General features: G+C 52.9%; 9 protein-coding genes. 7 read left to right on the forward strand and 2 right to left on the reverse strand.

The features are described 5' to 3' along the window. Positions 1-317: 317 nt before the first annotated feature. Positions 318-2,309, reverse strand: a complete 1,992-nt coding sequence (locus tag ACFOLF_RS22190) for a beta-galactosidase trimerization domain-containing protein (protein WP_210038601.1) — start codon at positions 2,307-2,309, stop codon at positions 318-320. Positions 2,310-2,636: 327 nt separating this feature from the next. Between ACFOLF_RS22190 and ACFOLF_RS22195 the strand changes: the two genes are divergently transcribed. After that, positions 2,637-3,512, forward strand: a complete 876-nt coding sequence (locus ACFOLF_RS22195) for a helix-turn-helix domain-containing protein (protein WP_210038602.1) — start codon at positions 2,637-2,639, stop codon at positions 3,510-3,512. Positions 3,513-3,597: 85 nt separating this feature from the next. Here the strand turns inward: ACFOLF_RS22195 and ACFOLF_RS22200 are convergent, their stop codons facing one another. Beyond that, entirely contained in the window at positions 3,598-4,479 is an 882-nt protein-coding gene (locus tag ACFOLF_RS22200; protein ID WP_210038603.1) for an AraC family transcriptional regulator, read from the reverse strand. Positions 4,480-4,639: 160 nt separating this feature from the next. Here ACFOLF_RS22200 and ACFOLF_RS22205 point away from each other — a divergent pair, with 160 nt between their 5' ends. The 6 genes from ACFOLF_RS22205 to ACFOLF_RS22230 all read left to right on the forward strand — a co-directional run bounded on the left by ACFOLF_RS22205 (position 4,640) and on the right by ACFOLF_RS22230 (position 13,315). Beyond that, the gene (locus tag ACFOLF_RS22205; RefSeq protein WP_210038604.1) at positions 4,640-5,929 is read left to right on the forward strand and encodes a Gfo/Idh/MocA family oxidoreductase; all 1,290 of its coding nucleotides are present in this window, start codon (positions 4,640-4,642) and stop codon (positions 5,927-5,929) included. Between the two features lie 29 nt (positions 5,930-5,958). After that, positions 5,959-7,365, forward strand: coding sequence for a glucuronate isomerase (gene uxaC / locus ACFOLF_RS22210; protein WP_210038605.1), 1,407 nt, complete (start codon positions 5,959-5,961; stop codon positions 7,363-7,365). A 615-nt stretch (positions 7,366-7,980) separates the two neighbouring features. Continuing rightward, the gene (locus ACFOLF_RS22215) at positions 7,981-8,607 is read left to right on the forward strand and encodes an SGNH/GDSL hydrolase family protein (RefSeq protein WP_210038606.1); all 627 of its coding nucleotides are present in this window, start codon (positions 7,981-7,983) and stop codon (positions 8,605-8,607) included. Positions 8,608-8,876: 269 nt separating this feature from the next. Then, on the forward strand, positions 8,877-11,363 hold the full coding sequence (locus ACFOLF_RS22220; protein WP_210038607.1) for an O-antigen ligase family protein: 2,487 nt from the start codon (positions 8,877-8,879) through the stop codon (positions 11,361-11,363). 291 nt (positions 11,364-11,654) lie between these two features. Beyond that, the gene (locus ACFOLF_RS22225) at positions 11,655-12,479 is read left to right on the forward strand and encodes an HAD family hydrolase (protein WP_210038608.1); all 825 of its coding nucleotides are present in this window, start codon (positions 11,655-11,657) and stop codon (positions 12,477-12,479) included. Further along, positions 12,476-13,315 carry a DeoR/GlpR family DNA-binding transcription regulator gene (locus ACFOLF_RS22230; protein ID WP_210038609.1) on the forward strand — a complete coding sequence of 280 codons (840 nt, stop codon included), beginning with the start codon at positions 12,476-12,478 and terminating at the stop codon, positions 13,313-13,315. Before ACFOLF_RS22225 ends, ACFOLF_RS22230 begins: the two co-directional genes overlap by 4 nt. The last annotated feature ends 5 nt before the right edge of the window (positions 13,316-13,320 follow it).

Raw genomic sequence — 13,320 nt, forward strand, 5'->3', positions numbered from 1 at the left:
AGAAATATTGCTTAAGATTCAAAAGCCCAACTAACCGCCGGAGAGCGGAAAGAAGAAAGTGTCTGGAGCAGCGAAGACGCTCGCATTTTTTGTATATGGCAGAAATATTGCTTAAGATTCAAAAGCCCGACTAGCCGCAGGAGAGCGGAAAGAAGAAAGTGTCTGGAGCAGCGAAGACGCTCGCATTTTTTGTACACGGCAGAAATATTGCTTAAGATTCAAAAGCCCGACTAACCGCCGGAGAGCGGAAAGCGGAAATAGTCTGAGAAGCGCAGGGGCTCTCCTTCCATGTGCAAGCTGTCTTCTTCGCCGGACTTTTATGTCTCGATGACCACCATTTGATGGCATTCCAGGCGCGGAACCGTATAGGCGATGGTCGTTTCATTTTGCCGGAACGGCAGCTCGGTGCCTTGCGGGGCCAGATAAACGCGCTTCGCGGCTTCCGGCAGATTCAGCGCAACCTCCACATCATGAAGCGGAATAATATCTTCGATGACCTCAACGCCATCCCCGCGTTTCACGGGTGAAGCATAGAGAAGATGATTGACATAACGCGCCTGCGCCGGCTGATGCTGCAGCGTCACCACTCCCTGCGCCGGCAGGCTGGTGCGCAGCGTGATGTCAGGGAGCAGCCGGCGCAAGGCCCACAACACCGTCTCCTTCAGGATCAGGCTGCCTTTGGTCGCGTAATCCTCGAACACATTCCAGGCCAAATAAATGCCGTTCTTGTTTTCAGTCATGCCCGGACCGGCGATGCTGCCGCTGGTTGGCGTATGCTGATGGGAGCAGAACGTGAATATATCGCGGTTGAAATAAGGATCCTCCCGGTGTCCAAGCTCCGTTCCTCCGCTGCCCAGAGCTATTCTCTGCCCCTGCGAATAGAAAATATATGCGGCGGAGCCGAGTGCAGGCAGCTCGAAGTGCGGACGGAAATAATCCGGTTTATACGGGTTCTCGCCCAGCCAGGAAGCGCCCAAATCAAGCACAAAGCCGTCGTCTGGCTCCGTCAGGCTGGCGCCGCTGGCTTTCCGCAGCCCGCTCTCGCCGGTTGCGAGCAGCTTGCCTCCTTGGGCCAGATAGGCCTCCAATTGGGACGTCAATGCCTCCCCTTCCGCAAGGCGTATATGGTCGGGGAGAATGATGACCCGATATGCGCCGAAATCCGCCTCCTGGTCGATAACGTCAAACAGCAGCTTGCCTTCCAGAAGCATGCGCACAGCGCCGACATCGGAGCTTTTATTCCGTCCGGTATGCTCATTGGCGGCAGCCTCCTCGGAGAGCAGCGCCACATCGGCAACGGCTGTGGCATCGACGCACCAGGCCTCCTTGGCTTCGGCTTCGGAATACGCGGCTCCAATCAAGGAATAGGTGGCCTCATCCATCAAGCCTTCCGGGTGAAGCTGGTCGCCGATGGAGCAGCGCGCTCCGTTGGCAAGATTGAGCGCAACCTCGTAGCGCAGCGCATTGGGATGCTTGTAGCCGCCGAATTCTCCCCATGAGGTGTGGAATTTGCCTGTCATACCGAGATAAGGCATGCCAAGCGTCTGGGCATAGCGGGCGGAGAGCGGGAAGTGGTCATAGCCCCAGCCGCCCGTCGGCAGCGATTCCAGCTCCAGATGGGTATTCATATGCGCCAAATCACGGCGGCCCCGCTGGATATGGCCCCCATTATGGAAGATCGGCATATCCGGCTTGATGGCATGAATAACGCGTTTGACGGATTCCGTGTAATGGGCATAAACCGTTTCGCCATAGGCCAGAATCACGTTTTCGTCGCGGGGATCGAGACCTTGGGCGCGAATGCCGGCGATGCAGGCTTGGCAGTAGCATTTGCGAACGCCCACAATATCCAGGAAGATGCCATCGGCATCATACCGGGTGGCCACTTCCTCAATCTGCTTCAGCAGCACGTCCAGATAGGGCGTATTCATGCAGAATTCGTGATAGCCCGGCACCATGAATCCCTTGACCCACTGCGTCTGGTCGTCCCTGCTGCGGATCAGCCACTCGGGATGGCGCCGCGCAAGCTTCTCGTCAAGTCCGGCTGAGATATAGACGGGTGTGTTCACGTTGATCTCATGGGCTGCTTCGATCATGGAGCCTAGCAGATCGAAGGAGAGGCCGGGATGGGTCTCGTTGGCCTCCGAAGGGTGGTACGCCCAGCCATGATGACATTTGGAGAATACCGTGATGGAATCGACATGCCCTTTTTGGAGCATCTGCTGGAACTGTTTTTTGTCAAAGGATTTGCCGATGCCGGGGATCATTTCGGACGTATGGAAATCAAGATGGACCTGTCGGAACCGCATGATACAAACAACCCCTTTACGTTTAATGGCGTTAATCGGTACACATGGCGTGAATGTTAGGGAAAAAGGCGGCTTTCAGCTTTAATCTATCGCATCCGCTCTGTTTGCGTATAGGAACGTAAGCGATTTCAATAGGACGATATCGACTTTTTGGAACAATGGGCAAGGATAGGCTGCATAAGCGTTCCCTGCCGTCGAAGGACGGCGGCAGCAAGTTCCTTCTTACTGCCGGATTATAGCGTATAATAACTTTAAACGGAGCGTTTTCAAGCTTGAACAGGATCGTTAGGAATAGAAGCGGCAGGAGCTTGAGGGGAGGTTATAGGCATGGATTGCCTGCAGCTGTTAATACCGCCAATTCCGCAGTTTATGACGATTGGCCATACGGTCTGGGAGCCGGGAGACAGCCATTTTGAACGGACCTTCCAGGTGTACGATATGCTGATTGTGGCCAAGGGAACGATGTATATGGCTGAGGACGGGGTGGAATACGCGATCAAAACGGGCGGAATGCTGGTGCTGGAGGCAGGCAGGACGCATGTTGGGTACCGGCCGTGCGAGGAGGATACGGAGATCTATTGGCTGCACTTTGTCCATAAGGGACCGGCGATTACGGTAAAGGCCGATGATATCCCCTGGTTCTCGATCCGGCGTAAAGATACGGATACAGATACGGAGCCAACGGCGCATTACATGTTTATTCCGAAATTCGCAGAGGGCCTCGATCTGCTGCCGCTTATTCCCACGCTTCAGGCAATGCTGGACTTGCATCGCAGTCTGCAGCTGTTCGGCGCGCTTCAGCTGCATTCTTATCTGGCCAGGCTGTTTACCCAGCTGCAATCGATTGTGGCTGCCGGGCAGCAGCCGTCCAAGTCGCTGGAGATCAGCCGGGAGGCGGAGAAGTTTCTGCGCCGCAGCATCGAACAGCCCTTCTCCTCAGGCGCCCTCGAGGCTGCGCTGTCCTATCATTTTGACTACATAACCCGCTGTCTGAAGAAGCACACCGGGATGAGCCCGATGAAATACCTCCATTATCTTCGTGTGGAGGAAGCGAAGAAGCTGCTTGTCCAGACCCGCGACTCTGTGCCGGTCATCGCCGGCAAGGTCGGCATACCGGATTATAATTATTTTATCCGCGTGTTCCGCAAGCAGACCGGACAGGCACCCGGGGCGTACCGGCGGGAGCGTCAGGGCTTCGTCTGATGCATGTTGACGGCAAATAATCAAGAGTGGAGCGGGATACGCTCGGCAGCACATTAACATAGAAGGGTTTTTAGCCTATACCTCACTAGACCTGCTGCCGCATCGCGTTCATCCGGCTGCCGCTGCGGTAGGAGCGGGGCGAGAGCCCGGACATTTTCTTGAAGGCTTTGCCGAAATGCGAGAAATTATCGAAGCCGGTTCGAAGCGCGATATCCGTGATTTTCAGATCCGTTTCGCGAAGCAGCCGCTGGGATTCCTTCAAGCGCAGCAGATTGATATATTCGCTGAAAGCAAATCCTGTCGCGGATTTGAAGGTGCGGCTCAGATAATAGGAGCTGATGGTGAACTGCTTCGCTACGTCTGTTAAGGACAGCGGCTCCGCATAATGCTCATTGAGAAACTGGACTACCTTGATCATTCGTATATGCATGGGCGAACCATGGTCAGCGGGCGCAGGCTGGCCGTGATCGCCGCTTTTTGCACGGACGGCAATCAGCAGCAGCTCGATAATGGCGTGGCGCAGGCGGATGGCGCATCCTGTCTCCTGCAGCCGCATTTCGTTTATGATTTCGGCAATGACCCGCTTGAGCTCGGGAAGCTGCTGCGCCGGCAGGGAGACAACGGGATATTCGCGTCTAAAAGGCTCCACAAGTATGGCGGCATCGTGAGGGTAGGCCTGCTCCAGCCATTCATGCTGATAATTGATCACAATTCTTTCGTGGTCGGGCACTCCGGTATCGGAGGTTTTGTGCAGCACCTGCCGGTCTATAAAAACCATATCCCCCGCCTTTACCCGGTAAGCGCGGTCCTTTACGAAGTACATTCGCTCGCCCTCACATAAATAATACAGCTCATAATAAGGGTGGAAGTGGTTCGCGGTCATCGAGAAATGTCCTTTGCGTTTTAAATTATCGATATCCCATCCGCCAGATGGATCCTGAAAGCTGGTTCGTGTGGAGGCACTCATTAGTCTCGCTCACCGCCCGTCTATGTTTCCTCATGATATTATAGCAATAAAAGCGGGGTTTGGGGTGACTTATACATAAACTGCGGTGAAAAATCGTTTTATTTGCGCTAAAGTTAGCTGTGACGAACTCATTCAAATCTTGCATGAAAGCGGTGGCAAAATGGCACAACGTAAAAAATATGTATTAGTCGGCACTGGCGGAAGAGCGGAATTCTTCTATGGAGCGCTTGCCGAGCATTACCGGGCAACTTCGGAGCTGACAGCCTTCTGCGATATTAACGAAACCCGCATGGCTTACGCGAATAAGCTGCTTGTGGACAAATATGATCATCCCGAAGTGCGGACCTACCGCGCCGACGAATTCGAAGAGATGATCGCGCAGGAGCGTCCGGATGCGGTTATTGTTACGACGGTCGACCGCACGCATCACAAATATATTATCCGGGCCATGGAGCTCGGCTGCGATATTGTGACCGAGAAGCCGATGACAGTGGATGAAAACAAGCTTCAGGAAATTCTCGATGCCGTCAAACGCACAGGCCGCAAAATCAGAGTCACCTTCAACTACCGCTATGCGCCGCATCATACGAAAGCGCGCGAGCTTATTATGGAGGGGGCTATCGGCCGCGTGAATTCGATCCATTTTGAATGGCTGCTGAACACCCAGCACGGCGCGGATTATTTCCGCCGCTGGCACCGGGACAAGCGCAACAGCGGCGGACTACTGGTGCACAAATCGACGCATCACTTCGATCTGGTCAATTTCTGGATCGGCTCGGAGCCGAAGTCTGTTTTCGCATATGGCGATCTGATGTTCTATGGCCGTGAGAATGCCGAGAACCGCGGCGTGACGGAATTCTATGAGCGCGCGACGGGCAATCCGATCGCCGAGAATGATCCGTTCGCCCTCCAACTCGACAAAAATAAGCATCTGAAGGCGATGTATCTGGATGCCGAGCATGAAGACGGCTACCGCCGCGATCAGAGCGTCTTCGGCGACGGGATTTCCATTGAGGATACGATGGGCGTGCTTGTGAAATACAACAGCGGCGCGATTCTGACGTATTCCTTGAATGCTTATCTGCCTTGGGAAGGCTACCGCATCGCATTCAACGGAACCAGAGGACGGCTGGAGATGACCATTGTCGAGAAATCCTATGTCAATTCCGGCGGGGAAAAGTCCCAGGAGGGTGCCGTGGAAGGGATATCGATCACCGTTTATCCCATGTTCGACGCCCCATATACCGTGAAGGTGGATGAAGGCGAAGGCGGCCATGGCGGCGGCGATCCTGTGCTGCTCAATGATGTATTTGGCGAGCCGGTGCCGGATAAGTTCAATCGTGCCGCGGATCATCGGGACGGCGCGATGTCCATTCTGACGGGGATTGCCGCCAACCGTTCCATACGCACCGGATTGCCGGTTCAAGTGAGCGATCTTGTCAAGTTCTAGGACAACCGCAAGGGAAGGGAGCAGGTAAAATGAAACCGTTTATGGATGACAATTTTCTGCTGAACAGTGAAACGGCAATCGACCTTTACCACAGCTTTGCCAAGGATATGCCAATCATTGATTACCACTGTCATTTGAGCCCGCAGGAAATATACGAGAATAAGACGTTCCGCAATATTACCGATGTATGGCTGTCCGGAGATCATTACAAGTGGCGCGCTTTGAGAAGCAACGGGGTCGAGGAGCAGCTGATTACGGGAGATGCCGACGATCGGAGCAAATTCGACGCCTGGGCGGCTACGGTGCCGGTAACACTTGGTAATCCGCTTTATCAATGGTCGCATCTGGAGCTTAGACGGTTCTTCGGCATTGAAGAGCTTATTAATACGGGCAATGCGGAAGCGATCTGGGAGAAAGCGAACGCGCTGCTGACCGGAGGGGGTTACGGCGCCCGCGACTTGATCACACGCTCCAAGGTGAAGGTGATCTGTACGACGGATGACCCGGCGGATTCGCTTGAATACCATATCAAGCTGAAGGAGGACAGCAGCTTCGATACGGTCGTGCTGCCGTCCTTCCGCCCGGACAAAAGTCTGGAGATTAACCGCGCCACCTTCAGGCCGTGGATTGCCAGACTGAGCGAGGCTGCAGGGCACCCGATCGGCAGCTACGGGGAATTGCTCTCCGCGCTCGAATCGCGGATACAGTTCTTCGATTCGGTTGGCTGCAGGGTATCGGACCATGCGCTCGATTATGTGCCATATGCGGATACGACGGAAGAGGAAGCCGCGGAGATTTTCGCCAAAGCGCTGCAAGGTGCGGAAGTGAGCCTCCTGGAGGAGCAAAAATACAAGACGCATACGCTCCTGTTCCTGGGCCGGCAGTACAACAAGCTCGGCTGGGCCATGCAGCTTCATATTAACGCTTCCCGCAACAATAACAGCCTTATGTTCGGCAAGCTGGGGCCGGATACGGGCTACGATTCCATCAACGACAGCCAGGTTGCGTATCCCCTGACCAGACTGCTGGACGCTCTGAATTCGGCTGATGCTCTGCCCAAGACGATTCTGTACTCCCTCGATCCGGTGAATTATCCGGTGCTGGCTACTGTAATGGGCAGCTTTCAGGGCGGCGGCGTTGCGGGTAAAATGCAGCTTGGCTCCGCCTGGTGGTATAACGACACGAAGGACGGCATGCTGGTGCAGATGAACACGCTCGCGAACATTGGCTTGCTCAGCCGTTTTGTCGGCATGCTGACGGATTCGCGCAGCTTCCTGTCTTACACGCGCCATGAGTATTTCCGCAGGCTGCTGTGCGATATGCTCGGCGACTGGGTGGAGAAGGGCGAAGCTCCCCATGACCGGGAGCTGCTTGGAACCATTGTGCAGGATATTTGCTACAATAACGCGCAGCAGTATTTTGGATTTGCGCAGTAGGGATTATTGTGAAGACGGCTGTCCGGCGGTTTGCGGGCAGCTGTCTTTTTCACATGGAATGCTGCTGACGAAGAAAGCTTCGCTTGTGCGGCTGAAGTCCGACGCTGACGGGGCGCGTTAACATTACTCGCTTCTGTGCGCGTCCTGCAGCAGGTTAAGAGTTTATCGAAGCCGCCGTGCTGAAAAGCCTGCCGGTTTACATGCTTTTGCAGCCTGCTTAAAGTTCTCCATACAGAAGCTGCTGCAGGAGCGGGGATGGTGGGCTGGAAGCCGGAAATTCCTTACTGGAGTCGGCGGAGAGCGGTGAAAAATGGGGAGAGCGTGCCTGCAGTAAGGTTATTCCTTGCTGGAGCAGCTGCAGAAGCGGGGATGGTGGGCTGAAAGCCGGAAATTCCTTGCTGGAGTCGGCGGAGAGCGGTGTAAACGGGGAGAGCGTGCCTGCAGTAAGGTTATTCCTTGCTGGAGCAGCTGTAGAGCGGGAATGGTGGGCTGAAAGCCGGAAATTCCTTGCTGGAGTCGGCTTCCGTATAGGCAGAAGGCCCATAAGATCGGCTGAAATCCCCCTATCCCACTGCGGATTATCGCATGTATAATAGTTAACTGGAGGTGTTATTGATGACATTAATCGAAAACAATGCAGTTGTGCTGTTTCAGGGGGACAGCATTACCGATGCAGGACGCAACCGGGAGGATGGAAATAGTCTGGGCAGCGGCTACGCCAATATTGCCACGGCGCTGTTTACCAGCAAGCACCCGGAGAAACAGGTCCGCTTCCTTAACCGCGGTATCGGAGGCGACCGCGTGGTTGATCTGGAACGCAGGTGGGAGCGGGATTGCCTGGAACTGAAGCCGACCTGGTTGTCGATCTATATCGGGATCAACGATACCTGGCGCCGGTATGACAGGGGCATTCCGATGAGCGCGGAGGAATATGAAACCACCTACCGCAAACTGATCAAGCAGGCGAAGGAGCAGCTGAATGTCAAACTGATCCTGGTAGAGCCGTTCGTGCTTCCGGTCAACGAGGCCCAGAAGACATGGAGAGAGGATTTGGACCCGAAGATTCAAGTGGTCCGCAAGCTCGCCAACGAGTTCCAAGCCCTGTATGTTCCGCTCGACGGGTTGTTCGCTCAAGCGGGTACACAGACAGGCCCCGCTTATTGGGCGCCGGACGGTGTTCACCCATCGCCTGCGGGGAGCGCGTTGATCGCCCAGGCCTGGCTGAATGCTGTGAAAGTTTAAGAGAACTTATTATCAATGACGTGAATATAAGGCTGGTGTCCGGGAAATCAGGCGCCGGCTTTTTTATCGTTTTCTTTCGCTGCAAAGGGGAAGATCTTCCTTGATGCATCCTCTGCTCTTCATTTCATTAAAAATTAAATCACCCAAAATTGTAACTTTTTTCTTTTTTTCTCGTCCATATATTTGGAAATGTCATGCGAATCATGAAAACTGGAATTTATAAATGATAGATGAGTAAAAATCCTCAGTCGTAAAGGAGCTTCACGAAATTGAATACGAAAAAAAAGACACTTCCTCGCGTCCATGAAAAAGAGACATCGAATACTTCGCTCATTCAGTGGGCGATCGTAGCGGCGGTAACGCTTTTCCTGTTTATTTTTCCATTCAAGTACGCGCTGTTTAATGGAGCCGTATTGAATTTTGAAGCGCCCCTGTTTGAATTCCTGATGTATTCGTCCGTCATCGTCTTTCTTCTCGGCATTCGCTTTCTCTACAATTGGAGACTGGATGACTACAGGTTTCTGTTGTCCCTGGGAGTGCTCATGCTCCCGCTTATGTATGTGCTATCTTCCTTCCAGGCGGCTTCCGCCCATAATGCGAAGCTGATGGTTCAGCTTGAATTTATGACCGCGGCTTTCTTTATCGTCGGTCTGTATATGATGGAAAATAAGATTCACAGGAACATCATGGAAGCGGCCATTCAAATATCCGGCTGCACGATTGTCATCTATGGATTCATGAATTGGTTCGGACAGGTATATTATCCCAATGCACTGTGGCTGGCCGATATCTCTTACCGCCTGACCTCGGTTTTTCAGTATTCCAATTCCTATGCCGCATTTCTTACCGCTCTTTTCCTGGGCGGCCTGTTCTCAGCTATCCATACCAGGCAGTGGTACCTGCGGGCAATACATAGTTTCATGCTTGTCCCGATCTGGTTGTCACTCATGCTGACTTACTCGCGGGCGGCGCTTGTTCTGCTGCCAGTCATCGTCTTGTTCATTCTTCCTTTTCTGAAAATAGGCAGGCAGCTGCTTTATTTGATTTATATGGTTCTGGCTGTTCTGTTTTCTTTCCTGATCCTGAGCCATGTGACGCGAATAGGCACCGATATCTCGGCTATACTGGAGCCCGCCTCCGAGCTTGGGAAGACCATGTCCTTCTGGAGTCCTCTCCCCTTAAACGGCTGGAGCTTCGTTCTGGGCATATCTATCGTACTTGCGGCACTGATTGTTTTCATCCACCCGCGGTTATCCGGCTTTCTCGAAGCCAAAACCGCCGGGCTGGAAAAGTCCAGGCTGTCTATTGCCGCTGTACCTGCGCTCTTCATCATCCTGGGGACGCTGGCTGTTACTCTTGTTCTTACAAGCAGCGGAATCAGAAGCTTGCTGCCTGTGAGTATCGCGAACCGTCTGGAAAATATCAATTTGCAGCAGCACAGCGTCCTGGAGCGCGAGACCTTCTACAGAGATTCATTCAAAATCTCGGCTGACTATCCCATCCTGGGCGGCGGAGGCGGTGCCTGGGCAGCGCTTTACCAGAAGTATCAAAACAATCCGTATGGCAGCCAGCAGACGCACAGCTATTTATTACAAACCATGGTTGAAATCGGCTGGCTGGGGCTCCTCGTTCTGCTCGGATTCCTGATTACCGTTTACGGCCTGTTTATCCGGTCCTATATCAGAAATCCCGGGCTTCGCGGCGGAGGCGGATTTTATTTCTTCATCATTTCCCTGTCCATTCTGGCGCATAGTGTAATCGACTTCGATATGAGCTTCATGTTTCTTTCCGCACTTGTGTTCCTGTGCCTGGGCGCCATGCTGGCACCTTATCACAAGACATTTCTCATACCGGCGTGGCAAGCATTTCAAAAGGTCAATTGGCGATGGGTCTTTCCCTCCTCGATTTCTTTGCTGGCGCTTGTTCTATTCATCGGGGCGTACAGGGAATACGAGGCACGCGCAAGCTTCGATCATTCCTTGAATATGGCAGTCGCAGAGAGGAAGCCGCTTAATGAGCTGCTCACCTACATCGACCGGGCGATTGCGATTTCACCGGAGCATCCCGATTATACGCTGCTCAAGATAGACTGGATGAAGCAGGCGTTCAACTCAACCCGGGATGAGCAGTACCGGCAGGAGCAGGGACGGCTGATTACTCAGTTAAAATCCTATTCTCCTTACGACTATATGTTATTGAGAGAAGAATACCAATATTACAAAAGCATAGGAGACAATGACCGGGCCTTGAGGACGATCGACGAAGGTCTGGACAGGTTCCCGTGGGATATGTATTTCTATGAAGCGGGGATGATGGAGTATTATTTGTCCGGGATGAACGGGAGGCAGACGGATGAACAGGCGGCAAACGCCAAGTGGGATCACTCTTTTGCCTTGTATCAGGAAGTGCTGGACCGGATCGAACGCCTCAAATCACTTCCGGAAGGACAGCTTCAGGGCAATGAGTTTATTGTTACCCCGACGATGAGGCTGGCTCTGGGCCAAATTTATTACAACCGGCATGATTACGAGCAGGCCATTAATATGCTGAAGGAGGATATTAATGGTAATTTTGAAGATCCGATCATACGCTCCGAAGTTCATGCCTATCTATCCGCTCTTGAAGCTGCAGGACGGAAGGATGAGGCCTTGCAGGCTAAATTAGTGGAGGCCGAGGAGAAGGCCAAGGCTGAGGCTTTGCAATCCGTCCAGAAAGCAACAGCGCCTGTCGAAGACGAGGAGAAAGAATTTGCCTGAGTCCTGACAGGTCACAGGCTGCCCGGCATCCTTTTCATGAAATCGGTTCAGACCTTGGGGATATCCTCAAGGTTTTTTTGCCCGTTTTCGTAGAATAAATGCCCGATTCAATCGATATTAGTTAAATTAAATTCAAAATACTACAGTATTTTGATGAAATATTTACATGATTTTGATGAGCCTCTGATCTTCGTTCGTTAAGATAAGCACTGACAGCAGGAGAGGAGTGGATCAAATCAATTGTCGGAATACGGGAATGCGAATCATTGGATGAGCAGGATTCGGCTTATTGTGTTGGATTTGGATGGTACGTTGTATCAGGATCCGAAGTTCATTTCGCGGTATATGAATCAATTGGTAAAGGGATCGGACCACGAGCGGACGGTCGACCGGTGGATTGCTGAGGCGATAACTGTCCTTGAGGGACGCCATCCGGTGAAGCCGGGGATGTTTTATGATTCTTTGAACGACATTGTTTTTGAACAGGACGGGATGTCAGTAACCAACAAGCTGTCATGGGGAGGAGAGCGGCTGGACAAGCAGCCAGGGCAGGAGCCGGGAACGGAGCTGCCGGCCGCAGATATTCATTATATTGGAGACGAATGGGGAATAATCACCGTTCTTGCACGCCGTATGGAGCTCACTGACGAACAGCGCAGGGCCGCTTTTCTGGCTGTCAGAGAAGAAATGATCGCGGTCGGGGGTATCGAGCCCCACGAGCATCTTATTTCGGCTCTAAAAAGACTTAATATTCCAAATTTTCGTAAAATTCTAATTACAAATGCGCCAGCCCCGACTGGTTTTGCGTTTGTTTCCCATCTGGGACTGGATGGTCTGTTCGACAGCTATATTTTCGATGGCGGCAAGCCTGAGCTGTTGACCGGGCACATGCACGGGTGGATGCAAAGGGAAGAACTGACCTTCGAAGAGGTTGTGTCGATCGGAGACAATGCCTGGAACGATCTGTATCCGGTCAAACGTGAAGGCGGGCGAACGGTTTGGGTCTCCCGTTACGATTCCTTGCATGAGAACCTCTGGGATTTGCGGGTTCGCTCAATGGATGAGCTGGCGATGTTTCTGGAGCGTCTGGCTGCCTTGAAGGAATCTGCGGAATGAATACAATTACCAGGCGCAATGACATCGTCAAACGGGTGAAAAAGGAAGGCAGCATCGATGTGGAGGGATTGGCGGTGGCTTACGGGGTTTCTGTGGAGACAGTCCGCAGAGACCTGCGTTATCTGGATGATAAGGGCTTGATCAAACGCACATATGGAGGAGCTGTCAAGCGGGAGAGGACAACCTGGGACATGCCTTATAACCAAAGGATCCTGTTTCAGAAGGATCTGAAGGAAGCCATCGCCCGGGAAGCCGTCAAGCAGCTGGAGAACGGCGACAGCATCTACATTGACGGCAACACCACCTGCGTTATTTTATCCCGGTTCATTCCGCCCGATCTGGAGCTTAGCATTGTGACCAACTCCCTGCACATCGCCTGGATTCTCAAGCAGCATGGCGGACGCATGACGATTTATCTGGTAGGCGGGGAGTTGGGACAGGAGGGCATGACCTTCGGTCATAAGCTGATCATGGAGATGAAGCAGTATCAATTCGACAAGGTCTTCTTTTCCTGCATGGGGATTAACGCCAAAGGCTGTTATTACTCCAAATGGGAGCCGATGCTGACTGCTCAAACGGCGGCGGAGCATGCCAACCGTGTCATTCTGCTGGCCGATTCCTCGAAGATGAACCGGAACGGCTTTCTGTTCGGACTGGATCACAAATCCATTGATTGCCTGGTAACGGACGAAGGTGCGCCTGAGCCGCTGCTGGACAAGCTGAGAGAATCGATTGAACAGGTCATTACGGTTCCGGTAACCGAAAATTCGAATGCGGCCAACTCCGATCAGGGAAGCTGGCCGCTGGATTCGCCTATCTTAATTAAAGAGGAGTAAACCAT

The organism is Paenibacillus sepulcri (assembly GCF_042647105.1).
GTDB classification, from domain to species: Bacteria; Bacillota; Bacilli; order Paenibacillales; family Paenibacillaceae; genus Paenibacillus_Z; species Paenibacillus_Z sepulcri.